Annotated in this window: 27 protein-coding genes and 1 tRNA gene; 13 read left to right on the forward strand and 15 right to left on the reverse strand. The window is 66.9% G+C overall.

What is annotated here, in order from left to right:
* Nucleotides 1–337 precede the first annotated feature (337 nt).
* Complete coding sequence (locus tag O6X71_RS12400) at nucleotides 338–1,153, forward strand: DUF1206 domain-containing protein (RefSeq protein WP_353466105.1); 816 nt, start codon at nucleotides 338–340, stop codon at nucleotides 1,151–1,153.
* Between the two features lie 161 nt (nucleotides 1,154–1,314).
* On the forward strand, nucleotides 1,315–1,689 hold the full coding sequence (locus O6X71_RS12405) for a hypothetical protein (RefSeq protein ID WP_353466106.1): 375 nt from the start codon (nucleotides 1,315–1,317) through the stop codon (nucleotides 1,687–1,689).
* A gap of 3 nt (nucleotides 1,690–1,692) precedes the next feature.
* Here O6X71_RS12405 and O6X71_RS12410 read toward each other — a convergent pair whose 3' ends face one another.
* Both O6X71_RS12410 and O6X71_RS12415 read right to left on the reverse strand, forming a co-directional pair.
* The gene (locus tag O6X71_RS12410) at nucleotides 1,693–2,187 is read right to left on the reverse strand and encodes a hypothetical protein (protein WP_353466107.1); all 495 of its coding nucleotides are present in this window, start codon (nucleotides 2,185–2,187) and stop codon (nucleotides 1,693–1,695) included.
* 222 nt (nucleotides 2,188–2,409) lie between these two features.
* Nucleotides 2,410–3,498, reverse strand: a complete 1,089-nt coding sequence (locus O6X71_RS12415) for an alkene reductase (RefSeq protein ID WP_353466108.1) — start codon at nucleotides 3,496–3,498, stop codon at nucleotides 2,410–2,412.
* Nucleotides 3,499–3,582: 84 nt separating this feature from the next.
* On the opposite strand from O6X71_RS12415, the gene O6X71_RS12420 reads away from it, so the two are divergent.
* The 6 genes from O6X71_RS12420 (at nucleotide 3,583) to O6X71_RS12445 (ending at nucleotide 9,626) form a co-directional block, all read left to right on the forward strand.
* Complete coding sequence (locus O6X71_RS12420; protein ID WP_353466109.1) at nucleotides 3,583–4,542, forward strand: DMT family transporter; 960 nt, start codon at nucleotides 3,583–3,585, stop codon at nucleotides 4,540–4,542.
* Nucleotides 4,539–5,192: a COQ9 family protein gene (locus O6X71_RS12425; RefSeq protein ID WP_353466110.1), complete on the forward strand. Its 654-nt coding sequence runs from the start codon at nucleotides 4,539–4,541 to the stop codon at nucleotides 5,190–5,192. The genes O6X71_RS12420 and O6X71_RS12425 overlap by 4 nt, the downstream gene beginning before the upstream one ends.
* Nucleotides 5,193–5,320: 128 nt before the next feature.
* Nucleotides 5,321–5,596 carry a FeoA family protein gene (locus O6X71_RS12430; RefSeq protein WP_056487822.1) on the forward strand — a complete coding sequence of 92 codons (276 nt, stop codon included), beginning with the start codon at nucleotides 5,321–5,323 and terminating at the stop codon, nucleotides 5,594–5,596.
* 9 nt (nucleotides 5,597–5,605) lie between these two features.
* The gene (gene feoB, locus O6X71_RS12435) at nucleotides 5,606–7,480 is read left to right on the forward strand and encodes a ferrous iron transporter B (RefSeq protein WP_353466111.1); all 1,875 of its coding nucleotides are present in this window, start codon (nucleotides 5,606–5,608) and stop codon (nucleotides 7,478–7,480) included.
* An 8-nt stretch (nucleotides 7,481–7,488) separates the two neighbouring features.
* On the forward strand, nucleotides 7,489–8,088 hold the full coding sequence (gene ssb, locus O6X71_RS12440) for a single-stranded DNA-binding protein (protein WP_353466112.1): 600 nt from the start codon (nucleotides 7,489–7,491) through the stop codon (nucleotides 8,086–8,088).
* 5 nt (nucleotides 8,089–8,093) lie between these two features.
* Nucleotides 8,094–9,626 (forward strand): sensor histidine kinase, encoded by a 1,533-nt coding sequence (locus O6X71_RS12445; protein ID WP_435368479.1) that lies wholly within the window; start codon nucleotides 8,094–8,096, stop codon nucleotides 9,624–9,626.
* Here O6X71_RS12445 and O6X71_RS12450 read toward each other — a convergent pair.
* The 4 genes from O6X71_RS12450 to metX form a co-directional block, all read right to left on the reverse strand.
* Nucleotides 9,616–10,002, reverse strand: a complete 387-nt coding sequence (locus O6X71_RS12450; protein ID WP_353466114.1) for a response regulator — start codon at nucleotides 10,000–10,002, stop codon at nucleotides 9,616–9,618. The two genes, O6X71_RS12445 and O6X71_RS12450, sit on opposite strands and share 11 nt — an antisense overlap.
* Nucleotides 10,003–10,105: 103 nt before the next feature.
* Nucleotides 10,106–10,705 carry a methionine biosynthesis protein MetW gene (gene metW / locus O6X71_RS12455; RefSeq protein WP_353466115.1) on the reverse strand — a complete coding sequence of 200 codons (600 nt, stop codon included), beginning with the start codon at nucleotides 10,703–10,705 and terminating at the stop codon, nucleotides 10,106–10,108.
* Nucleotides 10,702–11,136, reverse strand: a complete 435-nt coding sequence (locus O6X71_RS12460; RefSeq protein ID WP_353466116.1) for a GNAT family N-acetyltransferase — start codon at nucleotides 11,134–11,136, stop codon at nucleotides 10,702–10,704. Before O6X71_RS12460 ends, metW begins: the two co-directional genes overlap by 4 nt.
* Nucleotides 11,133–12,284: a homoserine O-acetyltransferase MetX gene (metX, locus tag O6X71_RS12465; protein ID WP_353466117.1), complete on the reverse strand. Its 1,152-nt coding sequence runs from the start codon at nucleotides 12,282–12,284 to the stop codon at nucleotides 11,133–11,135. The genes O6X71_RS12460 and metX overlap by 4 nt, the downstream gene beginning before the upstream one ends.
* A gap of 171 nt (nucleotides 12,285–12,455) precedes the next feature.
* Between metX and hisC the strand changes: the two genes are divergently transcribed.
* The gene (gene hisC, locus O6X71_RS12470) at nucleotides 12,456–13,565 is read left to right on the forward strand and encodes a histidinol-phosphate transaminase (protein ID WP_353466118.1); all 1,110 of its coding nucleotides are present in this window, start codon (nucleotides 12,456–12,458) and stop codon (nucleotides 13,563–13,565) included.
* Nucleotides 13,565–14,473, forward strand: a complete 909-nt coding sequence (locus O6X71_RS12475; RefSeq protein WP_353466119.1) for a prephenate/arogenate dehydrogenase family protein — start codon at nucleotides 13,565–13,567, stop codon at nucleotides 14,471–14,473. Before hisC ends, O6X71_RS12475 begins: the two co-directional genes overlap by 1 nt.
* A gap of 65 nt (nucleotides 14,474–14,538) precedes the next feature.
* Here the strand turns inward: O6X71_RS12475 and O6X71_RS12480 are convergent, their stop codons facing one another.
* From O6X71_RS12480 to ftsE, 4 genes are read right to left on the reverse strand one after another with little or no spacing between them, the layout of a single operon-like run.
* Nucleotides 14,539–15,219, reverse strand: a complete 681-nt coding sequence (locus tag O6X71_RS12480) for a lysophospholipid acyltransferase family protein (RefSeq protein WP_353466120.1) — start codon at nucleotides 15,217–15,219, stop codon at nucleotides 14,539–14,541.
* Nucleotides 15,216–15,752, reverse strand: coding sequence for a YdcF family protein (locus tag O6X71_RS12485; RefSeq protein WP_353466121.1), 537 nt, complete (start codon nucleotides 15,750–15,752; stop codon nucleotides 15,216–15,218). Before O6X71_RS12485 ends, O6X71_RS12480 begins: the two co-directional genes overlap by 4 nt.
* Complete coding sequence (locus O6X71_RS12490; RefSeq protein WP_353466122.1) at nucleotides 15,749–16,642, reverse strand: cell division protein FtsX; 894 nt, start codon at nucleotides 16,640–16,642, stop codon at nucleotides 15,749–15,751. The genes O6X71_RS12485 and O6X71_RS12490 overlap by 4 nt, the downstream gene beginning before the upstream one ends.
* On the reverse strand, nucleotides 16,642–17,358 hold the full coding sequence (ftsE, locus tag O6X71_RS12495) for a cell division ATP-binding protein FtsE (RefSeq protein ID WP_353466123.1): 717 nt from the start codon (nucleotides 17,356–17,358) through the stop codon (nucleotides 16,642–16,644). Before ftsE ends, O6X71_RS12490 begins: the two co-directional genes overlap by 1 nt.
* A gap of 165 nt (nucleotides 17,359–17,523) precedes the next feature.
* Between ftsE and O6X71_RS12500 the strand changes: the two genes are divergently transcribed.
* Entirely contained in the window at nucleotides 17,524–18,291 is a 768-nt protein-coding gene (locus tag O6X71_RS12500) for an MJ0042-type zinc finger domain-containing protein (RefSeq protein WP_353466125.1), read from the forward strand.
* Here O6X71_RS12500 and O6X71_RS12505 read toward each other — a convergent pair.
* The 3 genes from O6X71_RS12505 to O6X71_RS12515 are packed head-to-tail and all read right to left on the reverse strand — an operon-like array spanning nucleotide 18,288 to nucleotide 19,622.
* The gene (locus O6X71_RS12505; RefSeq protein ID WP_353466126.1) at nucleotides 18,288–18,731 is read right to left on the reverse strand and encodes an MATE family efflux transporter; all 444 of its coding nucleotides are present in this window, start codon (nucleotides 18,729–18,731) and stop codon (nucleotides 18,288–18,290) included. The two genes, O6X71_RS12500 and O6X71_RS12505, sit on opposite strands and share 4 nt — an antisense overlap.
* Entirely contained in the window at nucleotides 18,700–19,233 is a 534-nt protein-coding gene (locus O6X71_RS12510; RefSeq protein ID WP_353466127.1) for a hypothetical protein, read from the reverse strand. Before O6X71_RS12510 ends, O6X71_RS12505 begins: the two co-directional genes overlap by 32 nt.
* Before the next feature lie 41 nt (nucleotides 19,234–19,274).
* Complete coding sequence (locus tag O6X71_RS12515; RefSeq protein WP_353466129.1) at nucleotides 19,275–19,622, reverse strand: MATE family efflux transporter; 348 nt, start codon at nucleotides 19,620–19,622, stop codon at nucleotides 19,275–19,277.
* A gap of 139 nt (nucleotides 19,623–19,761) precedes the next feature.
* Here O6X71_RS12515 and O6X71_RS12520 point away from each other — a divergent pair.
* Nucleotides 19,762–19,848 (forward strand) — tRNA-Leu (locus O6X71_RS12520).
* 78 nt (nucleotides 19,849–19,926) lie between these two features.
* A complete protein-coding gene (locus O6X71_RS12525) occupies nucleotides 19,927–20,079 on the forward strand; it encodes a hypothetical protein (protein ID WP_353466130.1) in 153 nt (50 codons plus the stop codon).
* A 139-nt stretch (nucleotides 20,080–20,218) separates the two neighbouring features.
* Here O6X71_RS12525 and O6X71_RS12530 read toward each other — a convergent pair whose 3' ends face one another.
* Both O6X71_RS12530 and O6X71_RS12535 read right to left on the reverse strand, forming a co-directional pair.
* Complete coding sequence (locus O6X71_RS12530) at nucleotides 20,219–20,470, reverse strand: hypothetical protein (RefSeq protein ID WP_056064202.1); 252 nt, start codon at nucleotides 20,468–20,470, stop codon at nucleotides 20,219–20,221.
* A gap of 17 nt (nucleotides 20,471–20,487) precedes the next feature.
* Nucleotides 20,488–25,518, reverse strand: a complete 5,031-nt coding sequence (locus tag O6X71_RS12535; RefSeq protein WP_353466131.1) for a hypothetical protein — start codon at nucleotides 25,516–25,518, stop codon at nucleotides 20,488–20,490.
* Nucleotides 25,519–25,570: the final 52 nt, after the last annotated feature.

The following is a 25,570-nucleotide window of genomic DNA, read 5'->3' on the forward strand; positions in this document are numbered from 1 at the left end:
CCAACGTTCGATTTACGATCCTGACCCGTCACAGGAAAGGTCGATCAGGTCTGAGCCCTAGAACGGCGAAAATCATGATAGCTTCGGCGGAACCGAAGGCAGATCGGCCACGCCGTCCGCAACGACCACGGTGCCGATGCCCGTTGAGCGAGTACGTGTCGGTAGTTGTGCGGCATGATGCCTTACTTGCTCTCCCGCGAAGGCGCGAGCCCAGACTGGATCCCCGCCTTCGCGGGGAAACAAGATCGTCAGAAGTCGAGCCAACCGTCCTCAACTACCTCACCACAGGAACGTCACGCGCGTCGCGCCGTTATGCCTCCGTAACAAAGGGGCGGTCATGATTTCGGATGCGAATGCGACGTTGCTCGCCAAACTCGGCTTCGCCGCGCGCGGGGTGGTGTATATTCTCGTCGGCTGGTTCGCGGTCGACGCCGCGTTGCGGGGTGGCAAGATCGCCGACAACCAGGGCGCGATCGGGTCGATGGCGGACGAGGCGTTCGGCCCGGTACTGCTCGCGATCGTCGCCGCCGGCCTGCTCGGCTACGCGATCTGGCGACTGACCGAGGCGGCGGCGAACCCCGAGCAGATCGGCAGCGACGTCAAGGGCAGCCTCAAGCGGATCGGCCACGTCGTCAGCGGCATCGCGCACCTGATCCTCGCCTGGACCGCCGCCAAGCTCGCTATGAAGACGGGATCGCGCGACGCCGCCGTCTCGCCCGGCGACGAGAGCGCGCGCGACTGGACCGCGTTGCTGCTCGACCAACCGGCGGGACGGGTTCTCGTCGGCGCTGTCGCAGTCGGCGTGCTGGTCGCCGCCTTCCAGCAGGCGCAGAAGGCGTGGCGCGGCGACTTCATTCACGACCTGCGTGGCGACGCCCCTGCGCCCGGCTATGTCTGCACGATGGGGAGGATCGGCTACGGGGCGCGGGCGCTCGTGTTCCTGATCGTCGCCGGGTTGTTCGGGCTGGCTGCATGGACCGCGCATGCCAGCGACGCGGGCGGCGTGGCAGAGGCACTGGAACGGCTGCAATCGCAACCGGGCGGCAAGTGGTTGCTCGCGCTGACTGGTATCGGGCTGGCGCTGTTCGGTGCGTACAGCCTGGTCGAGGCGCGCTTCCGCCGGATCCATGTCGACCTGCCAGGTACCGATTAGAGCTTTCTTCTCTCCCATGTCCCCCCGCTAAGGCGGGCGGTACAACGATGGCGTTCGTGACCTTGGCTTCCGCCCTCGTGGAAGAACGGGAATGATCGCCCTTGGCAAAAATCACGTGTGCATCAGGGGATCGTTAAGCCGCGGACGTTACGGAGATCGTCATGTACACGATCAGCTTCGACGTCCCGACCAAGACACTCAACATCGTCACCGAGGGGTTCTGGTCGGTCGCGACGACTGCGGCGTTCTCTGCGGAACTGCTAGCCCGGGGATCGGCAGCCCGGCTGTATCACGGCCGGTTCGTCGTGCTCGCCGACCTGCGCAAGGCGGCGATCCAGCCTTTGAAGGTCGTCGATGCGCTGGAGGCGATGATGCCCAAGGCGCTGAAGGTGACGTCGGCACCGATCGCTGCGGTAGTCGCCTCGCATCTGGCCAAGCTCCAGACCGAACGTTATCTGAAGGCCGAGAATTGCCGGACGTTCCTCGACATCGATGAGGCGAAGGCATGGCTGGCCGGTGATCATACCGCCACTTGACTCCTAGTCCTGCGGGGCCGTTTCCAGCAAAGCCGCCCCGACCTCTTCGATCGTGATGCCGAACGCGCCGGCAAGCCCCGCCACCGACGCGCCGCGATCGGCGAGCGTGCGGATGCGCGCGGTGTCGACGATGGTCTTGTAGCTACGGGTGTCGCGGTCAGTCTTCGATTCCTCGCCGCTGCGCGAGAGCGCGCCCGAGCGGCGGCGTTTGGAAATCTTGAGCGCCTCGACGTCGTTGGTCGGCGGCGCATCGAGCCGCGCCTTGATCCGCTGATCCTCTTCGATCCGCCGGCTTTCGCGGGCGCGCTCGCGCTCCTGGGACTGGAGATCACGTTGGGCGGCGCGCGACTCGGATCGCTGTTCAGACGCGGCAAGCCGCTCCTTTGCGCGCTGCTCGCGGCCGTTGGCACGCTCCTCCGCACGCTTTGCGGCCCGGTCGGCGGTGCCGGGCATGAGCGGCCCCGTTCCCCTGCCGCCGCTCGGCCAGCCGTCGGTCATTAGATATCCTGTCGTCACCGGTACGCTACTCAGAGCGCGGAAGCGCGCTGCTAAGCGATGGCGGCGCGGGTGACCAGAGGCAGCCCTTCGTGATCCTCCCCCGCCAGGGGGAGGTGTCGCCGCAGGTGACGGAGGGGGAGGACACGGAACGGCGGTTCGCGCGTGCCTCCCCCTCCGTCAGGCTGGCGCCTGCCACCTCCCCCTTGCGGGGGAAGATCAAGCTCAGGCGTTCGCGGTTTCGAGCGCGGGGTAGTCGATGTAACCCTCGGGGCCCTGGCTGTACCACGTCTTCGCGTCGTCCTTCGCGAGCGGCGCGCCAGTCCGCAGGCGCTCGGGCAAGTCCGGGTTCGCGATGAACGTGCGACCGAAGGTGATCGCGTCGGCATTGCCCGAATCGAGCTCGGCCTGTGCCTCCTCGACCGTCGTGTAGTCCGAGTTCACGATCAGCACGCCGTTGAACACCTTGCGGATCGCCGGGCTGAGCTTCGGCACGTCGGTCTTGCCGAACGTACCATCGGGGCCGGGCTCGCGCAGTTCGAGGAACGCGATGCCGAGATCGGACAGCGCCTTGGCAGCGGCGGTAAACAGCGCCTCGGGGTTGCTGTCGTCGACACCCTGCGAATCGCCGTTGGGCGACAGGCGGACGCTCACGCGGTCGGCGCCGGCAACCGAGATCACGCGCTCGGCGACTTCACGGAGCAGGCGGACGCGGTTCTCGATTCCCCCGCCATATTCGTCGGTGCGGAAATTGGCGTTGTCGCGCAGGAACTGGTCGATCAGATAGCCGTTCGCCGCGTGAATCTGCACGCCGTCAAAGCCGGCCGCGAGTGCGTTCTTCGTTGCCAGCTCATAGTCGTTTAGCAAACGCGGGATCTCGTTGGTCTCCAGCGGTCGCGCGACCTCGAAGTCCTTCTTGCCTTCGAACGTGTGGGCCTGGCCTTCGGTCGCGGTTACCGACGACGACACGGGCTGCGTCTCGTAGACCGACGAATGGCCCTGGCGACCCATGTGCCAGAGCTGCGCGACGATCCGGCCGCCGGCGGCGTGGACCGAGTCGGTGACGGGCTTCCAGGCGGCAACCTGCGCATCGGTCCACAGACCCGGCGCGAACGGCCAGCCAAGGCCTTCGCGGCTGATGCCGGTGGCTTCCGAGATGATCAGGCCGGCGCTCGCACGCTGCGTGTAATACTCGACCATGATATCGGTCGGCACCGCATCCCTGTCGGCACGCCCGCGGGTGAGCGGCGCCATGATGATGCGGTTCGGCGCTTCGACGGCACCAAGGGTAATCGGATCGAAAAGGCTAGGCATGGGGGCTCCTTATTGGCCTGACGGGCGGAAGATAGGAGGCTACAGGGCGGCATGCATCGTCCCGACCCGCAAAGATTATCTAGCGTGCCCGATACGCCGCACGGTTTGACGCCGGTTACGGAAAGTGTTGCCGCGCCGGGACTTATCGCCTTCGCGGCGCTGGTGGTGGCAAACGTCGCGCTGGCGTTCGGCCCATGGTTCGTGCGCGCGACCGAGGTCGGGCCGGTGGCCGCGGGGTTCTGGCGGCTGACGCTGGCGGTACCGTTCCTGATCGCGTTGGCGGTCCAGCAGGGCGCGCGACCGACCCGGTTGAGCCGCGGCGTGTGGATCGGGTTGATCGTCGGCGGCGTGTGTTTCGCGGCCGATCTCGGTGCGTGGCATCTCGGGATCCGGCGCACGACGCTCGCCAATGCGACGCTGTTCGGCAATGCGGCGACTCTGATCTTTCCGATCTACGGCTTCCTGATCGCGAAGACGTGGCCGACGCGGACGCAGGGCTGGGCGCTGGTACTGGCGGCGACGGGCGCTGCGCTGTTGCTGGGTCGCTCGTATCAGCTCGATGCGAAAAACCTCATCGGCGACCTGCTCTGCATCCTCGCGGGGCTGCTCTACACGGTCTATTTCATCCTGATGGCGCGCGCGCGGGCGACGTTGGCGCCGCTGTCCGCGCTGACCTTGTCCACGCTGGCGGGGATCGTGCCGCTGCTCGTGTTCGCGCTGGCGATGGGCGAGCGGGTGATGCCGACGCATTGGGGGCCGCTGATCGGGCTCGCTCTGTGCAGCCAGGTGCTCGGCCAGGGGTTGATGATCTATGCGCTCGGCCGCTTCTCGCCGCTGGTGATCGGGATCGCGTTGTTGATCCAGCCGGTGGTCGCCGGCGTGGTGGGCTGGCTGGTGTATGGCGAGCGGCTCGGCGCGGCGGATCTGGTCGGGGTCGTGATGGTCGCGGTCGCGCTGGTGCTCGTCCGCAGGGGACCTCCCCCGGAAGTCCCCCTTGAAGACACGCTTGATACGCCTGATTTTGAACGGCAGGAGACGGTATGACCCAGGACCTTACGCTCGACGAAATCCGCGCAAAGCTCGCCCCCGGTATCGCTGCCAACGCGGCGTTCGACGGCTGGAGCGATGCCGCGCGCGACATGGCTGCGCAGGCCGAGGGGATCGACACCGACATCGCCGCGCTCGCGTTCAAGGACGGCCCGGTCGACATGATCGACGCGTGGTTCGCGCATATTGATGACGTGATGCTGGCCGCGGTGCCGCCCGAACGGCTCGCGCTGATGAAGATCCGCGAGAAGATCACCGCGCTGGTCGAGGCGCGGCTCGACGCGACGTCGATCGATCGCGAGTCGCTGCGGCGCGCGCTGGCGATCCTCGCGCTCCCGCAGAACCTGGCGAAGGCGACGCGGCTCGGCTGGCGGACGGTCGACACGATCTGGCGTGCCGCCGGCGACATCACGACCGACTATAATTACTACACCAAGAGGACCATCCTGCTCGGCGTGTATGCATCCACGATCACGGTCTTCCTCGACGACGAAAGCGAAGGTCTGGCGGAAACCCGCGCGTTCCTCGGTCGCCGGATCAATGGGATCATGCAGTTCGAAAAGGCCAAGGCGGGCTTCCTCAAGCGCACCGAGCACGGTTTCAGCCTGTCACGATTCGTCGGCCGCCTGCGCTATCCAACTGCCTGAAGCCACCAACACTCGGCTAAGTATCTATGTATCCTAACTTTCCTCCGGATCGCGAGACGTCGAGGCGGTCGTAACCAACGACGGTTAGGGCTTCCCTTCCCCGGGCGTTACTGATAATCACTCGCATCATGGACACTCGCCCCGATCGTTCCGTCAGCCTCGAAACGCTGCCCCGCAAGCAGCATGGCATCGTTGCCGCGATCGAATGGGCGCGACTTGCCGATCCCGAGGCGCGCCGACTGCGCGAACTGGGCTTCGACGAAGGTGTCGATGTCGAGGTTTTGCACCGCGCGACGCTGGGCCAGGGCCCGATCGCCTGCCGCATCGGCCGGATGACCGTCGCGCTCCGCCGCGCGGTCGCGGGCGCGATCCACGTCTCGCCAATGCCTGCCGCGGCTGAATAATCCCATAAAATGAATGCAGCACCGCTGGTTGCGCTGGTCGGCAATCCCAATGCCGGCAAAAGCGCGCTGTTCAATGCGCTGACGGGTGCACGCCAGAAGGTCGGAAATTATCCCGGCGTCACGGTCGAGCGGAAGGTCGGGCGGCTGATGCTCGACGACGGCCGGCCGATCGAGCTGGTCGACCTCCCCGGCGCGTACAGCCTCGAACCCTCCTCCCCCGACGAGCGCGTCACGCGTGACGTCGTCACCGGTACGCAGGACGGCGAGCGCCTTCCCGACGCGCTGGTCGTCGTCATCGACGCCGCCAATCTCGACAACCATCTCCGCTTCACGCTCCAGCTGATCGCACTCGGCCTGCCGGTCGTCGTCGCGCTCAACATGGTTGATCTCGCCGAGCGCGACGGGCTGAAGCTCGATCCGAAGGTTCTCGAACGCGAACTCGGCGTGCCGGTCATCCCGACCGTCGCGGTGCGCAAGCGTGGCCTCGACGAACTCAAGGCAGCGCTGTCCGGCATCGTCGTCAACGGCCCGATGCGCCTGCGCAAATCCGACGGAAGCGTGCAGGACGATATCGTCACGCTCCAGCGCCGCGCCCGCCAGATCGCAACGTCGGCGACCGTATCCGAGACGCAGGTCCGCCGCTGGACGCACATGCTCGACGCGGTCGCGCTGCATCCCGTCGCCGGGCCGATCCTGCTGCTCGCGATCATGTTCCTGATGTTCCAGGCGGTGTTCAGCTGGGCGCAGCCGTTCATGGACGCGATCGATGCGGGCTTTACCGCGTTGCAGGGGTTCCTGACCGCCGAATTCCCCGATTCGCTGCTCCGCTCGCTGCTGGTCGACGGCGTGATCGCCGGCGTCGGCGCGGTGATCGTGTTCCTGCCGCAGATCCTGATCCTGTTCCTCTTCATCCTCGTGCTCGAGGCCAGCGGCTACATGGTCCGCGCGGCGTTCCTGATGGACCGGGTGATGGCGAGCGTCGGCCTGTCGGGGCGCGCGTTCATCCCGCTGCTGTCGAGCTTTGCCTGCGCGATCCCCGGCATCATGGCGACGCGGACGATCGACGACGAGAAGGATCGGCTGACCACGATCCTGATCGCGCCGCTGATGACGTGCTCCGCGCGCCTGCCGGTCTACACGCTGATCATTGGCGCGTTCATTCCCAACACGCAGGTGCTGCCGTTCGTCGGGTTGCAGGGGCTGGTGATGCTCGGGCTGTACGTGATGGGCATCGTCGGCGCGTTCGTCGCCGCGCTGGTGCTGCGCCGGACGGTCACCAAGGGCGTGTCGTCGGGCTTCATGATGGAGATGCCGAAATACCAGTGGCCGCAGTGGCGCGACGTCGGCATCGGCCTGTGGAGCCGCGCGCAGATCTTCCTGAAGCGCGCCGGCGGCATCATCCTGACCTCGACGATCATCCTGTGGGTGCTGCTGAGCTTCCCCAAGCCGCCCGAACAGCCCACCGGCGCACCGAAGATCTCGGCGGTCGATTATTCGATCGCCGGGCGGATCGCGAACGGCATCGCGCCGGTATTCGCGCCGATCGGCTTCAACCGCGACATCGTCCTCGCGCTGATCCCCGCGATGGCCGCGCGCGAAGTCGCGGTCGCGGCGATCGGCACGGTCTATGCGATCGACGACCCCGACAGCAACCAAGGCGGCAAGGCGATGATCGAGAACCTCCGCGGTCGCTGGAGCCTGCCGACCGCGCTCGCCTTCCTGATGTGGTTCGTCTTCGCGCCGCAGTGCATTTCGACGATCGCCGTCACCCGTCGGGAGACCAATGGGTGGAAATGGCCCGCCTTCATGGTTGGCTATTTGTTCGCCGCCGCCTACATCATGGCTGGAATCACATATTGGCTGGCGGTGTTCGCCGGCCTCTGAGGGGCATCATGGCAGGCAGCGTCAACAAGGTCATCATCGTCGGCAATCTGGGTCGCGACCCGGAGAGCAAGGCGTTCCAGAACGGCGGCAAGGTCGTCAATCTGCGCATCGCGACATCCGAGTCCTGGAAGGACAAGATGTCGGGCGAGCGCAAGGAAAAGACCGAATGGCATTCGGTCGCGATCTTCAACGAAGGTCTCGCGAACGTCGCCGAAAAGTACCTCCGCAAGGGCTCGAAGGTCTATATCGAGGGCGCGCTCCAGACCCGGAAGTGGCAGGACGCGCAGGGCCAGGACAAATATTCGACCGAGATCGTGCTGCAGGGCTTCAACAGCGTCCTGACGATGCTCGACGGTCCGAACGGCGGCGCAGGCGGTGGTGCAGGCGGCGGCGGTGGTAGCCGTGGCGGTGGCGACGACTGGGCCGGCGGTGGCGGCGGCAACGACTTCGGCGGTGGTTCGTCGGGCGGCGGCGGTTACGGCGGCGGCGGTGGCGGTCGCGGCGGCAGCGCACCCTCGGGTGGCGGTAGCGGTGGCGGCGCACGCGGTGGCAGCTTCGGCCAGACCGGCGGCTTCTCGGACGATCTCGACGACGACGTGCCGTTCTGATTGCCGTGACGACGCTGTATTCCGTTCCCAAGACCGCCACGTTCGACGAGGCCGAGCGCTCCCGCGTGATCTCGGCCTACGACGTTGCCGGCGCGCGCGCGAAAGGCCAGCTCGACGACATCGTGGCGTTCGCAGCCGAGCTGTGCGGTGCCCCGGTCGCGTTGCTGAGCCTGGTCGAGGAGGAATATCAGCGTTTCCTGGCGCGGACCGGGTTCGACCTGGAGCAGACTCCGCGCAGCATGTCGTTCTGCGCGCACGCGATGCACCATCACGAGGTGATGGAAGTCCCCGACGCGCAGGCCGACCCGCGTTTCGTCGACAATCCGCTGGTGACGGGCGAGCCGTATGTGCGCTTCTACGCCGGCGCGCCGCTCGTCTCCAGCGAGGGTGTGCCGCTGGGGGCGCTCTGCGTGCTCGCGAACGAGCCTCGCGAAGGCCTCACCCGGTTCCAGCGCGACGGCCTCACGCTGCTGGCCAAGGCGGCGATGGGCCGGCTCGACGACCGCCGCACCGCGCGCGAGCAGGCGATGGCCGAGGCCGAGGCGCGGCGTACGCTGGAAGCGAGCGACCTGAAGTTCCGCACGCTCGCCGACACCATGCCACAGATGGTGTGGTCGACGCTGCCCGACGGCTTCCACGATTACTATAACGCACGCTGGTACGAGTTCACCGGTGCTCCCGCGGGAACGACCGATGGCGAAGGCTGGAACGACATGTTCCATCCCGACGATCAGGATCGCGCCTGGGCGATCTGGCGCCAGTCCCTCGACACCGGCGAGCCGTACAACATCGAATACCGGCTGCGGCATTTCGACGGTACGTATCGCTGGGTGCTCGGCCGTGCGCTGCCGGTGCACGACGAAAACGGCGCGATCCAGCGCTGGTTCGGGACGTGCACCGACATCCACGAACAGAAGCTTGCCTATGAAGAGCGCGAGATCATCAGTCAGGAGCTGAGTCACCGGATCAAGAACATCTTCGCGGTGATCGCCGGGCTGATCGCATTTTCCGCGCGGGGAAAACCCGAGTTCGCGGGCATCGCGACCGACCTGCGCCACCGGATCAACGCGCTTGGCCGCGCGCACGACTTCGTCCGCCCGCACAGCGCGAACTCGCGTCCGGCCGCCGCGCAGAACAGTCTGCACGGCCTTTTGCAGGAATTGTTTGAGCCGTATCAGCGAATCAACGGCGCACGTATCAGCGTCACCGGTGACGACGTGACGATCGACGATCGCTCGGCCACGCCGCTCGCCCTGCTGTTTCACGAGCTTGCCACCAACGCGACGAAGTACGGCGCGCTTGCGACCGAACTCGGCACGGTTCGGATCGCCGTCACGGCGAACGACGACACGGTGAGCTTGAACTGGTGCGAACAGGGTGGCCCGTCCGTCGCCAAGCCCACGACTCCGGCGGGTTTCGGCACGCAGTTGATAGAAATGAGTGCCGTGCGTCAGCTAGGCGGTAGCGTAAACCGGACCTGGAACGACGACGGCTTGATCGTCGACCTGAAGATTCCGAAAGCTGCCTTCAGCCGTTGACGACGCGAATCACGTCGTCATGGGCGACGGGATCATCGTTGCAGGCCAGCGCCGCCGCGGCCAGAATCGCTGCATCGCTGAACGGCTTGCGGATGTACCCAAGGCATTCCGCATCGCCGATCTGGGCAGGGTTGGCGGTCACGAACACGACCTTGACGCCGTAGTCCTGCGCCATCCGCCTGGCGATCTCCGGCCCGGTCGGTCCGTCGCGTAGATTAATGTCAACGAACGCGAAGTTGCACCCAGGTGCCGCCGCCATCGCGCTGTCGCGGTCCGCGGCGATCCCCGCGACGCCGTAGCCGGCATCCATGAGAATTCTCTCAAGGTCGAGCGCGACGAAGATTTCGTCTTCGACAATGAGGGCGGTCTTGGTCATCGGCGAAGTAACCAGTCGCCCGCTAATCGGTTCCGCCAATTCGGTGATTTAGATCAACCGCTTGTCCCGATATGGCCCAATCGTCGCAAATTTCCGCAATCGATTACCGACGCAGCAGGAACACCGCATGCTCGGCGAGCAGGTTGGCACCGCCCGCGCCGGTGCGCTTTTCGCCCGACAGGAACCAGGCGTCCTCGACGGTGATCCCGCGCGCTTTCACGAAGGCGCGGAAATCGTCGATCGTGACGTGGTGGATGTTCGGCGTGTCGTACCAGCTCTCGGGCAACTGCCGGGTCACCGGCATCCGCCCGCCCCAGAGCAGCGACAGCCGCACGCGCCAATGCGCGAAATTGGGGAAGCTGACGAACGCGCGCCGGCCGATCCGCAGCAGGTGATCGAGCACGAGATCGGGCGCGCGGGCGGTCTGCAGCGTCTGGCTGAGGATCGCGTAGTCGAAGCTGCCGTCGGGATAGCCGGCAAGGTCGACATCCGCATCGCCCTGGATCACCGACAGCCCGCGGGCGACCGCCGACGCCACGTTGTGCGCATCGATCTCCAGCCCGCGTGCGTCGACGTCGCGCGTATCGCGGAGTGCGGCCATGAGGGCACCATCGCCACAGCCGATGTCGAGCACCCGGCTGCCCTGCGCGACGTTCTCGGCAATGACGGCGAGGTCGGTCCGCAATGTCTCAGGGGGCGTCATGGCGCACTCCGCAATTGCTCGGCGAGGCCCGGTGCGAGCCTCTCCATGTAGCGATCGGCACGAACCAGCGGATGGAAACCAAGGTCCGCATACACACCGTGCGCGTCGGCGGTAACGAGCCCGAACCTGCGCAACCCGGCAAACGAAGGATGCTCCAGGAACCAGTTCACCATCCACCGCCCGAGCCCCTGCCCGCGCACCGACTCGTCGACCCATACGTCCGCCAGCCACGCGAACGTCGCGTGATCCGTAATCATTCGCGCAAAGCCGACCTGCTGCTCGTTCTCGTACGCGCCGAGACAATGCGACCCGGCGATCGCGCGCTCGACCAGACTGCGCTCGATCCCCGGTGACCAATAGCTGCTCGCAAGCCAGCCGTGGATGCGGTCGACCTGCAACTTGCTCGCGTCGTCAGACAGGATGATCGTCATCGGCCGGCCCTCAGGAAGCCGTCGACCACCCGGTTGAGATCCGGCGCCTCCAGCAGGAACGCATCATGGCCGTATGGGCTCGACAGTTCGACGAAACTGACCGGCGCGCCAGCTGCGTTCAGTGCCTGGACGATCGCGCGCGATTCAGCGGTCGGGTAGAGCCAGTCGGTGTCGAAGCTGACGAGGCAGAACCGCGATTTGGTCGCGCGGAACGCGTTGGCGAGCAGCCCGCCATGCTCTTCGGCCAGATCGAAATAATCCATCGCGCGCGTGATGTAGAGGTACGAGTTCGCATCGAACCGGTCGGTGAACGCGAGCCCCTGGTGGCGCAGATAGCTCTCGACCTGGAAATCCGCGTCGAACCCGAACGATTTCGCGTCGCGCGCCTGGAGGCGGCGGCCGAACTTCTCGGTGAGCCCTGCTTCCGACAGATACGTGATATGCGCCGCCATGCGCGCGACCGCGAGCCCGGCGGTCGGCGCCGCATCGTCATGATACTCGCCGCCACACCAGTTCGGATCGGCCATCACCGCCTGCCGCCCGACCTCATGGAACGCGATGTTCTGCGCCGTATGGCGCGCGGTCGAGGCGATCACGACGCACGCCTTCACGCGCTCGGGGAAGGTTGCGGGCCAGCTTAGCGCCTGCATCCCGCCCATCGATCCGCCGACCACCGCATGGAGCACGCCGACGCCGAGATGATCGAGCAGCATCGCCTGCGCACGCACCATGTCGCGGATCGTGATGACCGGGAAACTCATCGCCCAAGGCCGTCCGGTTGCGGGATTGATCGTCGCCGGCCCCGATGTCCCCATGCAACTACCAAGCACATTCGCGCAGACGACGAAGTGCCGCGCAGGGTCGATCGGCTTGCCCTCGCCGACCATCCGCGTCCACCAGCCGGGCTTGCCGGTGCGGGGGTGATGCGAGGCGACATGCTGGTCGCCGGTCAGCGCGTGGCAGATTAGGATCGCGTTCGACGCATCGGCGTTGAGCGTGCCGTAGGTCTCGTAGGCGATATCGACCGGCGACAGCAGCACGCCACCATCGAGCCGCAGCGGTCCCGGCAACGTGACGCGACGCGCGAGGCCGAAGCGTTGGTCGGTCGTGGGGTCAATGCTGGGGTCGATGGCAGGCGTGTCGAGCATGCCGCGCGCTACCATAGGGGGCCACGGTCATGCCAGCGCGACGGTCGTCCCGTGGTGATGCGAAGCGGGCGCTCCTTGATCCTCCCCCTGGCGGGGGAGGATCGTGAAGTCCGTCCCCACCACGCACAAAAATTTGCCACCGCGCCACCGCGCCCGCTATGTCCCGCGGCCATGACAAACATCACGCCCGCCCCTGCGCCGAAGCCCTGGATCATGGGCATCGCGCCGTACACGCCCGGCCGCTCGACGACCGATGATGGCCGCACGGTGATCAAGCTGTCGTCGAACGAGAACCCGCTCGGCACCAGCCCTGCCGCCAAGGCCGCATTCGACGCCGCCGACCGCACGCTGGAACGCTATCCGGATGCGGGTGCGGCGGAACTGCGCGAGGCGCTGGCGGCGCATTACGACCTCGATCCGGCGCGCGTGATCTACGGCACCGGCTCGGACGAGATCCTCCATCTGGTCGCGGGCGCCTATGCGGGTCCCGGCGACGAGATCATCCACGTCCGCTACGGTTTCGCGGTCTACGAGATCGCGACGCGCCGCGTCGGCGCCGAGCCCGTCATCGTCGACGACCGCGACTATGCGACCGACGTCGACGCGATCCTCGCCGCGGTCACCGAGCGCACCCGCGTGGTGTTCGTCGCCAATCCGAACAACCCGACCGGCACGTTCACGCCGCGCGCGGAAATCGCACGGCTGCATGCGGGGCTGCCGAAGTCGGTGCTGCTCGTGCTCGACCAGGCCTATGCTGAATATCTTTCGCCGGAAGAGGACGATGCCGGCCTCGCGCTGGCGATGACCGAGGCGAACGTGCTCGTCACGCGGACCTTCTCGAAGATCCACGGGCTCGCCGCTGAGCGGATCGGCTGGGGCTATGCCTGCGCGCCGATCATCGACGCGATGCACCGCATCCGCGCGCCGTTCAACGTCACCACCGCGGGTCAGGCCGCCGCGGTCGCCGCGATCGGCGACACCGCTTTCGTCGATGCGACGCGCGCACATAACGACACGTGGCGCGGCTGGTTCGTCGAGCAGATCGGGCAGATGGGCAATGCCGGGCTTCGTGCCGTGCCGTCGAAGGCGAACTTCGTTCTGGTGCTGTTCGAGGGCAAGCTGACCGCCGATGCCGCGTATCACGGGCTGATGGACGCAGGCTACATCGTCCGCTGGCTGCCGGGTCAGGGCCTGCCCAACGCACTGCGCATCACGATCGGCACCGAGGAGGAAACGCGTGGCGTCACCGCGGCGCTGCGCGATCTAGTCGAAGCGGCCTGATGCTCCCGTTCGCGCGCGTCACGATCATCGGGCTGGGACTGATCGGCTCGTCGGTGGCGCGCGCAGTGCAGGCGACGATGCCGACGGTGCGCGTCACCGGCTACGACGCCGATGCGACCGTGCGCGAAGCGGCGGACCGGCTCCAGTTCTGCGACGACGTTGCGGGCTCGGCCGGCGCAGCGGTGATCGACGCGGACCTCGTGATCCTATGCGTCCCCGTCGGGATCATGGGAGCGGTCGCGAGTGAGTTCGCGGCCGAACTCCCCGCTGATGCGGTCGTCAGCGACGTCGGCAGTTGCAAGGCGGAGATCGTCCGCGCGCTGACCGAAGCGTTGCCGGGAGCAACGGTGATCCCCGCGCACCCGGTCGCAGGCACCGAGCGGAGCGGCCCCGAAGCCGGCTTTGCAACGCTGTTCCGCCACCGCTGGTGCATCGTCACGCCCCCCGAGGGCGCCGACCCGGTCGCGGTCGAGCGCGTCTCCGAGTTCTGGCGCAGGCTTGGCGCGCAGGTCGAGACGATGGCCCCCGAGCATCACGACCGAGTCCTCGCCGTCACCAGCCATCTGCCGCATCTGATCGCCTACACGATCGTCGGCACCGCGGGCGATCTCGAGGAAGTGACGCAGTCGGAGGTCATCAAATATTCCGCCGGCGGGTTCCGCGACTTCACGCGGATCGCAGCATCCGACCCGACGATGTGGCGTGACATCTTCCTCAACAACCGCGAGGCGGTGCTGGAGATGTTGCAGCGGTTCTCGGAGGATCTGAGCCACCTCCAGCGCGCGATCCGCTGGGGCGATGGCGATGCGTTGTTCGACCTGTTCACGCGGACTCGGGCGATCCGGCGGAGTATCGTCGAGCAAGGGCAGGACGACGACGTCCAGGATTTCGGGCGTACGCACGGGTAAGGAAGTGCGACGCTCTACCTAAAAGGCACCATCCCGGTGAAGGCCGGGGTGGTCGTCTGCTTAGTTTAGTCCAGCGCGTTCATCGCCGCATGGACTCGCCGCTCCGCCTCTTCGCGCGGCAAGCCCGGCGGCACCACTTCGCCGAACCGGAAGGTGATCACACCCGGCAGTTTCGGCCCCTTTTTCGGCCACACCAGCCCGCTGTCGCACGCGATCGGCACCGTTGGCATCTTCAACGCACGATACAGCCCCGCAAACCCCGGCTTCAGCGGCGGATGCTCGCCCGGCGACACCCGCGTCCCTTCCGGAAAAATAAGGATCGATCGCCCCGTAGCCTTCGCCGCGGTTGCCTCGCGCATCATGTTCCGCATCGCCTTGGCCGACGCCTCGCGGTCGACGACGATCGCGCCGTAGCGCCGTGCCGCCCAGCCCCAGGCCGGAATATCCGCCAGTTCGCGCTTCAGCACAATCGCCGGACCGTCGAGCAGCGCCTGCAATTCGAGCGTCTCGAACATCGCCTGATGCTTGCACGCGTAGAACGCCGGCTCGGTCGGTCGCGTCCCCTCCACGCGGATATGCACGCCGAGGATCGCGCGCGCGCACCAGCGATGGAAACGCGTCCAGATCGTCGAATGCACGATTACCGCGCGGGAGCCGAACAGCGCCGAGATCGGCACGGTCACCACGATCGGCACCGAAATCGTGTAGAAAACGAGCATGAACGCCCAGTTGCGCAGCCAGATCATCCGCCAAATCCAATCCACAATGCGATCCGGCGAAGGATCAACTTGTTATATTCGTTGACCAAAGTCCCGAGCCGCGGCGTCCCCGGCACGCCATCGCCGAGGATCACGACATTCTTGTCGAGCGCCGCGGCCAGTTCCATCCGCGCACGCGCGACGTGCCAGTCCGACGTCACCAGCCGCACCGACCGGTATTTGTGCACGCGCACCCACTGCGCAGTTTCCTCCGCATTGGAGCGCGTATCGACCGCGTCCGCGCCGAGATCGATGCAGCATGCGAACAACGCCGGCGACGTACGATACTCCAGCGCGAGATCGATCGGCCGCACCCCTGGCGCGACGCCCGTCACCAGCATCCGCTTCGCCTGGTGATCGCGGAGCAATGCGATGCCGCGGTCGATCCGCCCTGCCCCACCGGTCGGCACGACGATCGCATCCGTCGTGAACCCGTCGAGCGGCTTGGGCAGCAGCAGCATGAACAGCGCGAACCCGAACGCCCAGGCGAGCGCCATGATGCCTAGGAACCGCACGATCACAGGATATGCCTTAGCGCACGGACGATCGTCACGCGGGCGGCGAGCGTGGCGAGGACGACGAACGCGATCGGCAGTATCGCCAGCGCCACCCAGTCGACTCCGCCCAGCGTCACCCCGCCGAGCAGTTCGGAGCCCAGTCCGTGCAACCGGATGCCGACGAACGCTACCACCAGCAACGCCGCGACACCGCCGCCAAGTCCGCCGATCGTCGCGTCGAGCGCGATTCGCCGCTGGAACAGACGCGCGACCTGGAGATCGGTCGAGCCGAGCATGTGCATCACCGCAATCGTCTCGCGGTGCGTTTCCAGCCCCGCGCGTGCGGCGAGCACGACGACCGCGGCTGTCGCGCTCGCCATCAGCAGGACCAGCGCCAGCGCGAGGAACGTCAGCGAACGCATCACGTCGTTGACCGGCGACATCCAGCTCTCGTGGCGATCAACGCGGACGATCGGGCTCAGGCGCCGCACTGTGGCTGCGACCCGCACCGCGGAGGCTTCGTCATGATCGGCGAGGTCGACGTCGATCATCGCGGGCACCGGCAATTGCGGGTCTGCACCATCGGACCCGAGCCAGGGTTGTAGCAGTCGCGTGAGTTCGGCGCGATCGACCGGCGTTGCCGTCGCCACTGCCGGCATCGTCCGCAACGCCGCCAGCACCCGCGCCGCAACCGCGTCACGACGGACCGGATCGCCATCGACGACCTGCACCGTCAGCCGGCCCGCCAGTTGCCCATCGAGCAAGCGCGCCGCACCCGCGGTCGCCAGCCCCAAGGCGGCGGCAAGCATCGTCAGGAACAGCATGATCGCCATCACCCACGTCATCGCGCGCAGGCCGCCCGCTTCGTCGAGCACGCGGCGCTCGACCGATGATCGCGTCTTCGACACCCTCATCATTCGGGCCGCGTCGGCGGATAACGCAGCGCCCCCGTCGGATCGAGCAGCCGCCCGCGATCAAGCCGCATCATCTGCGCGCCCGGTATCCGCCCCAGCAGATGAAAATCGTGCGTCGCGACCACGACGGTCGTGCCCAGCTTGTTGAGCGATTCGAACAGATGGAGCAGCCGCTCGGCCATGTCGGGATCGACGTTCCCGGTCGGCTCGTCCGCGACCAGGATCTCGGGGCGTGCGATCACCGCGCGGGCGATCGCGACGCGCTGTTGCTCGCCACCTGACAGCGTCGCGGGTCGCGCGTCGGCACGTTCGGTGAGCCCGACCCAGGCAAGCATCTCGCGCACCGGTTGCTCGATGTCCGCCTCTGGCATCCCCGCCACGCGCAACGGCAGCGCGATATTGTCCCAGGTCGACAGATGCGGGACGAGCCGGAAATCCTGAAAGACGACGCCGATCCGCCGGCGGAATCCGGGCAACCTGTCGCGCGACAACACCACAGCATCCTCGCCGAACAGCCGGATCACGCCGCGCGTTGGGCGTTGTGCAAGGTACAACAGCTTGAGCAGTGAGGTCTTCCCCGCCCCACTCGCGCCGGTGAGGAAATAGAACGCACCGCTGCGCAGCGTGAAGCTGAGGTCCGCCAGCGTCTCCGGCCCTGCATCAGGGCCCGTGCCGTAGCGAAGCCCGACATTCTCGAATTGGACGATATTCGCCATGACGTGGTTGCGCCCGCTCTCGCCCGCTTGTTGCCCGTGCCAATGCCCGTATCGGCGCTTTCGCATGAAAGCCCGCGCCGCTTCAAGCTTGCCACATATGCGGGCCGCGTGCTTATTCGGCACGAGATACGGTCGCGCTCCGGCGGCCGCTGGTGAAGCGTACCCATGATTCTCCAATGTCCCGAGTGCAGCACGCGCTATCTGGTCCCCGACAGCGCGATCGGGACCGAGGGGCGCACCGTGCGCTGCGCCAATTGCAAGCATAGCTGGTTCCAGGCCGCCGCACCGGACGTCGAGGATGCGCTGGAGGTCCCGGAATCTGCTCCGCTCGCACCTGCGCCGCCACCGCTTGCTCCGCTAGCAAGGCCGCCCATCGCGGAGCCGACCGAACGGTTCGCACCTTTCGCTCCTGCCGCACCGGTCGCGCCCGAGCCTGCGGTCGTAGCACCCACATTCGTTCCGCCGGCAACCCCGCAGATCGAAAACTTGCCGGTTCGCCTGCGCCGCAACACGACGCGCCGCTGGACGATCGTCGCGGTGCTTGCCGGGCTGCTGATGCTGATCGCGGCGGGAGCGATCGTGTATCTCGGTGCGCCCGGAGTCGCGGCGAAGCTAGGTCTTGGGATCGGCAGCGACGAGACTCCGCTGCGGCTGCGCGACAACCCGATCGAGCGGCGAGAACTCGACAACGGCTCGGAACTGTTCGCGGTCAGTGGCCAGGTCACCAACCCGTCGAACCAGCGCCAGCGCGTGCCCGATATCCGCGCCGAACTCCGCGATGCGCAGGGGCGGCTGGTGTATAGCTGGACGATCACGCCGCAGCAGAGGACGCTGGCGCCGGGCGGTGCGATCGACTTCAACTCCGCAACGCTGAACGTGCCGGCGAATTCGAAGCGGCTCGAACTGAGCTTTGCGGGCGAGGCGACCCGCTAGGCGGGCCGCAAACGCCGGCTCACGATCCAGAACCGCGCGCCGTGCAACAGCGCCGCGGTCAGCATCCCGAGCCCGGAGGCATAGACCAGTGCCATCGGCCCGACGCCGGCGCGCACCAGCCACCAGCCCGCGCCACCGGTGACGATGAAATACACTACGATGCTGTTCACGCCCGCCACGACCTGATCGCCGAGCGAGCGGAGCGCGTAGACCAGTACCACCTGCGCGCCGTCGAACAGGATGAACGGCGCCCACACCGGCAGCATCGCCAGTGCGACCGCATGAGTCGCGGCATCGGCCGGAAACGCCGCGACGATCGGCCCCCGCGCGACGATCAGCACGATCCCGCACACGCCCAGCGCGAGCATCGACAACCCGGTCGCGATCAGCGCACGCGAGATACCGGCCTTAGGATCGCCCTCGCCCACCGCAGCCGACACGGACGCCACACGCGGAGCCAAGCCCAAGCGCCAACCCGAACGTGACATTGTGGACCGAGAATACGATCTGGAACGCGTGCGCGACGTCGTCGCCGAACTGCGTCGACAGTGCGATCAGGATCGAGAAGCCGGCAAGCTCCAGCCCCGACGCGACCGCGGGGACGATCCCGAACACCGCCAGCGCCGCGATCCCGGCCGGGACCCCGCGCCAGGCGGCCAGATCGATTCGCCGAACGTCGCGCTCCTTTGCGCGCGGCAAGGTCAGCGCCGCGGCGATCATCCCGACCGCCCCCAATCCCGACGCGATCGCGGTGGCCGTCGCTGCCCCGACAGCCCCCATCGCCGGCAGCCCGAGATGACCGCCCGACATCGCCCAGGCGAGCACTGCGTTGAGCGGCAGGATCGACAGGTTGACCACAGCGACGCGGCGCGGTCGACTGACGCCCTCCAGGAAGAAGCTGGCGGCGACGATCATCAGCTGCGGCGGATAGGTGAACGCCATCACCCGCACGACCCTCCCGGCCGGCTCGACCAGCGCGGGTGCTACGCCGATCCCGCGAGCATGCCGTCCGCGAACACGAACATCACGGCACCTACGACGAGCCCGAGTAGCAACCCCAGCACCAACCCTTCGCGGAGCACCTGCCCGGTCCGCGGCAGATCCCCCGCCCCGTCGGCCCGCGCGGTATGGACGAGCACGCCCGACAGCCATGCGAGACCGGTGACGATCGCGATGAACGTCAGCGACCGGCTCGCACCCAGCGCCGCAACCTCATGCGCGCCGACGAGGCCTACGACGATCACGTCGGTGACGTGCAGGATCGTCCAGTTGAGGCTCGTCAGCATCACCGGCCACGCCAGCGCGAGAATGCGCCGGGTTTCAGCCTTCATATCGGTAGAGAGAAAGGGCGCAGCCATTGTTTGCGGTACCGAACGAAGGCTTTTTCGCAAAGGGCGTTGCGTAGCGTTCAAACCCTTGCTAGTGGCGCTCGCCTACCAGATGCCGGGTCCGCCCGGTGATGTTTCATGGGCGGCCATGGCGGAACTGGTAGACGCGCAACGTTGAGGTCGTTGTGGGCGAAAGCCCGTGGAAGTTCGAGTCTTCTTGGCCGCACCATTTTTTTCTGATCGAGTAAACACCCCCTTCGAGGGTCCCCCTTTCGCAGCTGTGCGTTGGGCTTTGCGGAGGCATTGCATGAGTTCGATCGACGACACGGTCATCGATACGCCCGAGGGGCCGATGACGTTTGCGCAGTGGAAGAAGAAGAACCCCGTCCAGCTGCCCTCGCGCCGGACCAAGGGGAAGAAGCTGCCGAACAAGGTGAAGCTGACCACCGACGAGAAATAGTGTCGCTAAAATTCTTCCCGCCAGGGGAAGTGGCTGGGGCTTGCCAGACGGAGGAGAGGACACGGAACAGGCGTCATCGCCGTCCTCCCCCTCCGTCACCTTCGGCGACACCTCCCCCTGGCGGGGGAGGATTTCACGCTCAGTGCTTCCCCGAACTCCCTGACCCTTGCCTTGCCCGGATCATTCGCGCCTGGAACTTCACGCGTTGCCAGAACGTCGCGTCGTCGAGCCGCCATTGGCGGATCGCCTGCGTCGCCAGCGTCTCGATCAGCGCCTCGCTCGTCGCCGCATCTTGCGCCGCAAACGCCCGTGCGAGGTCCTCGACGCACGGACCGTGGTCGGTGAAGTCGCGCGGCAGTGGCATGGGTGTCGGCTGGCTCGGCATCGGCATATGTTTCTCTCCCATTATTATCGTCGCCCGCCGAACAGCGCGCGCGTGGCGCCACCGATCGTCGTCTGGTCGAATTTCAGCCGCATCGTCACGTACGGCCCCTGCCGCGTGTAGCGGTCGTCCTCGAAATCGCGGTCGCGGTAGCCGGACACGTTGTAGCCGGCGCTGATCCACGTGTTCTGCGCGGGCGACACGCCGACCGACGGCCCGCCGCTCCAGGACCAAGCGCCACGCTCCCACGCATGCTGGACCGAACCGCTGACGCCGATGTCGAACCGCGTGCCGACATCCTGGCGCAACTCGAACCCGGTCACGTCGATATACCCGTCATAGGTATCGTCGGCGAAGCGCCCGGCGACGTACTTCGCACCGTAATACAGCGTCGCCTCGGTGCCGTGGCCGAGCCCTTCCGGACCGGTGCGATAGTTGATCGCCAAGTTGTTGATGATCCGCGACGTCACCTGATCGCCGCCACCGTACGCCGGCACGCCGAGCGAATTGGTGTCGGTAAACCCGGCATCCGCGCTCTCGTGCCGCAATTCGAGCCGTTCGAGCACCGACCAGCGGCTGTCTAGTGGACGCAGCGCGAGCGCAACGTCGGCGGTGGCATAGGTGGCGACCGCACCGGTCTTGTCCTTGATCGTATACCCCTTGATGCTCGACGCGAGTGTCTTGCCCTGCCCCAGCGTGCGCAGGAAGTTGGTGGTGATCCCCCAGCGATCGCCGCTGTCGGCGTTGCGATATTCCAGGCGCCCGTTCACCGACCAGCGTGCCTGGCGGTAGGTCGCGCCGAGCGTCACCGCGGCATAATCGCCATTGGTCTGGTCCTGCCCGACATAGCCGCCTGAGGTGACCGGCTGGAACGCGTTGACGACCGCGCCGTCCGGAATTTGCCCCTTCAGCGTGTTGCTCGCGTCGAGCGTACCGTCGACGGTCCAGTCCTTGCCGAGCGGCACCGACTGGCTGAGCCCGTATTGCGCATAGGTCCGCGCACCGTTTTCCCCAATCGCCTGCTGGTTGAGCGTGCTCATCAGCTTGGCACCGTTCCAGGGGGCGACGTCGACGCCGAACTGCTTGGTATGCGCGACATAGCCGTCGCCGTTCGCGATCTCGTATCCGCCGATCAGGCGGATGCCGGGCTTGATCCGATAGGCGAGCTGGATCTGGTGGCGGATCGGGAAGTCGACGCTGTCGCTGTCGCCACCGGGCGCGAACTGCGTCTGCCCGGTGAGCGTCACCGCATTGCCGAACAGCGCCTGCGTGCCGCCAACCGTCAGCAGACGACTGTCGCGGTTCTTGCCGTCCATGCCGCGGTCCGACGCGAACTGGCCGCCGACGAAGATCGTGCCGGTGTCGCGGCGGTATTCGAGGCGGGCCTCGCCAGCGGCGCGCGTGCCCGGGTTGGTCAACTGCTGCTGGTACCAGGCGACCCCGGTCACGCTCAGCCGATCGGTCAGCCGTAGCCGGCCGTCGAGTCCGAATTTGCGCGTCCCCGCCTCGACGAGGTTCTGCTGGCCGACGCCGAACGCGGTGTCCTGCTGGCGGGCATAGGCGAGCAGGTCGAGCTTGGTGCCGTGGTGATCGACCTCGGCCAGATAGGCGAGGCCCTGGCCGAGCCCGCCGCGACCGCCCTTGGCGATCTCGCCGCGCAGTTCAGTGGTCGCATCGACGCGCGCCTTGATGTCTGCGCCGAGCACGGTGGCCTTGCCGACGGTCTCGTCGCGGATCACCGCAGCGCCCACTTCGACGCGGCCGTTGGCGAGCTTGGTCGCGACGCGCGCGGCGGCTGCGAGCTTCGCCGACCTGCCGCCCTCGACCTCGTAGTCAGCGACGATGAAGATCGGATTCAGGTTGCCGTCGCGGCTCAGGATCGGCTGGCGGAAGCGGACGGTGCCCATCGACGTGTCTATGTCGTAGTCTATGTGGCGGGTGAGTTCGGTGCTGGCGACGATCAGTTCGGAGCGGAAGCGATCGCGGGTTTCGAGGCGTAATTTGTCGCTGTTCGGCACGATGTTACGCCCCGACAGGCGGTAGGGACCGGACAGCCCGTTGCCCTGGATTTCGTCGCGCGAATAGAGCGTGTCGGTATGCGCGGCGAATCCGGTCGCACGCACTCGCTTGCCCTCATACGCGGTCTTGATGCCGTTCAGCGTGCGGTTGTAGCGCGTCAGCTGCGTATCGGTGAAGCCGGTCTCGAAATCGCCGAACAGCGCGTAGAACTCACGACGCTCGAGCCGCAGGTACAGCTTCCGGCGGGTTGCCGCGTCATAGCCCTGGCGCGAGCCGTCGCCGTAGACGGTGTAATAGCGGTCGGGGTCGATCGTGCCGAGCAGCCCGCGGTCGGGATCGTATTTGCGGTCGCTGTCATAGGCGATCGTCGCCAGCCACGAGCCCTTGACGCGACCCTTGGCATAGAAAGCAAGCTGGCCATCGGTGACGACGCTGTTGCGCTGCGACCTGGGCAGCCCCGACTGGCGCTTGCTGAGCATGTCGTAGCCAAGCGAGCCTGCGCCGAACCCGACCACGACCCAATCCTTTTGCGATGCGGCCAGCCAGGCGCGGACTTCGCTGCTGTGGACGATCTTGTCCTCGGTCAGCGAGACGATCGCGTGGACGGCGCCTGCCTGCGTGGTCGGCTGGAGCGCGATGAAGGCCAGACCGTCGTCGCCGACCACCTGCGCGGTGGTGGACGACCGCTCGCGACCGGCAAGCTGGCGGCCCTGTTCGAGTTCGGCCTCGACCGCCGCGGTATAGGGCTGGTCGACGGTGAAGGGGATCAGCGTGCCTGCGCGCACCGGACGACCGGTCTTGTCGGTCACGCGTACCGCGATCAGCGGGCGCGTCAGGCCGTCGGCGACGAGCCGGCTGCTGGCGGCGTCGAACACCGCGCGAACGCCGGGCCCTGAGTAATGCACCATGCGGTCGAGCGTCTTCACGACGCTACCGTCGGCGGCGAGCACGCGCGCCTGAAGCCGATTGTCGCCGTCGATCAATGGGATACCCGTCCAGCGCGAAACGGCGATGTCGGTACCGTCGCGCTGATCGGTGCCGTCGAACGCGAGCGGCTCGACCTGCTTGCCGTTGATCGTCAGCGCGACACGCTGGCCGGGCGCGTGCTTGACGACCGCGCGGACGATCGGCGCGCGGGGGTTGTGGTCGGCCTGTGGGAACAGCCAATCGATACCGGCCGTCTGATCGCCCGCCAGCCAGTCGCGGCTGCCCGCGGCGACGGCGGCATCGGCGACCGTGACGGGGAGGCCCGCGTCCGCCGACGCAGCCTTGCCGGTCGGCTTGAGCTGGAAGTCGACGCGCTTGAGCAGGCCGCCGTCGCCCTCGACGAAGCGCGAGATCGGGCTGTTCGCCTGGCGCGTGTCGATGTCGCAGGCGACCGGTGCGTGCGTCGCGGGGATGCTCGACGTGTCGATCTGGACGACGTGGCGCCCGGCGCGGACGCCCTCGAAATGGTACAGCCCGTCGCGATCGGTGGAGACGAACGTGCCGTCCTCCATCAGCAGGCGGATTCCGGGCACGCCCTTGCGCTTGTCGACCGGATCGCCGCAATTCCCCTCGGTCACGCGGCCGATGATCGTCATCGCGTCGGTGAACAGCAGCGGGCGCAAACGGACGGAGGCGGCAGCCTCGTTGCTGGTGACGGTGCCCTGTCCGACGACGCGCGCGCGGTTGAGCGCTTCGCCGGTGGGTGCGCCGGGAGCGATGCTGACGACGTATTTCAGTTCGGCCGAGGCACCTGCGGCGAGCACGGGTATGACGAAATCGAGGCCGCGGCCGTCGGTCGACACGGTCGGCTCGTCACCGCCGCGCGCGGAATTGCGTTCGTAGCGTAGTCCCTTGGGCAGCGTGTCGGCGACGTGGAGCCCGCGCGCGGGGACCGAATCGCGGTTGGTGATGCGCAGCAGATACTGGACGAAATCGCCCGGCGCCGCTTCACGCACCGATGCCACCTTGGTCAGCAGCAACGTTCCTGCACCGGGACTGTCGAGCGGGATGTCGGCCGAAAATGGCTCGGGCGTCGACAGCGTCAGCGATCCGCCGAAGCTGGTATCGTTGAGGATGAACGGTGTGCCCTGCGGATCCTTCAACGCGGCGAGCGTCGCGCGATCGACGGTCGACGGCGCGGTGTAGGTGCCGGGCGGCGTCACCTTCAGGTAATAGCGGCCGGGTGCGGTGAGTGGGAATCGGTACCGGCCGGTCTCACCCGGGTACACGCGGCCGCTGGCGTCGGTGACTGCCTCACCGGTGACGACGGTGGAGGGATAGCGGCTGACGCCGTCGTCGCCGAACACGGTGGCGGGCTGGCCGGCATCGTCGACCAGCGACACGGTCGTGCCGTCGACCAGCGCACCGGTCCGCGAATCGAACGTGTAGCCGGCCGGATCGATCAGCAGCGACGCCATCGAGGCAAGGCTGTAGCCATCCTCGGCAAAGCTCAGCTTGATCGTTGCGCCGCGCATGTTGCGGATGTCGCAGGCGGCGAGTTCGGGATGCTTGCCGGTCGCGCTGGCGGGGATGCCGCCGGCGAAGATGCCGCTGTCGGCCGCGGTCTCGGTGAGTGTCAGCGTCGTGTGGATCGTGCCGACATCGACTGCGATGACAGACGTCTCGCGCGCGTCCGGGTCGTGGTTGCCGGCCTGATTGTCGAGCACCAGGATCATGTCGGCATAGATGTCGATCGCCGCGACCCAGGGTGATTTGGCGAAGGTTGCCGCGTCGATCGGCGCGGGTGTGAACTGGAAGGTCGGGGTGGTCTGACACGTCGCGCCAGTCAGGTCGTAATTGGGCGGCGGGAGGTGGAATGTGAGCGTGGTCGGGCGCTTGGCCCGGTTCACGTCGAGCGAAACCGTATTGGACGGCACCGCGCGTACGCCGGAATCGCTGGCCGCGTCGTCGAACGACAGCGTCGCGGTATTCTGGATACGAGTCGTCTGGACACCCGTCTGCGCGGCCGCCGGCAGGGTGCCGACGATCAGCCCGAGCAGGAGCGTCAGGAGCAGGGCGCAAAGGCGCGAAAGGCGACGGAAGCTGGACATGAAGGGTCCTCTCCCGACGCGCGTCTCCACGCGCCGGGATCGGTCGTTCCTT

It is taken from the genome of Sphingomonas faeni (assembly GCF_040407505.1).
GTDB classification, from domain to species: domain Bacteria; phylum Pseudomonadota; class Alphaproteobacteria; order Sphingomonadales; family Sphingomonadaceae; genus Sphingomonas; species Sphingomonas faeni_E.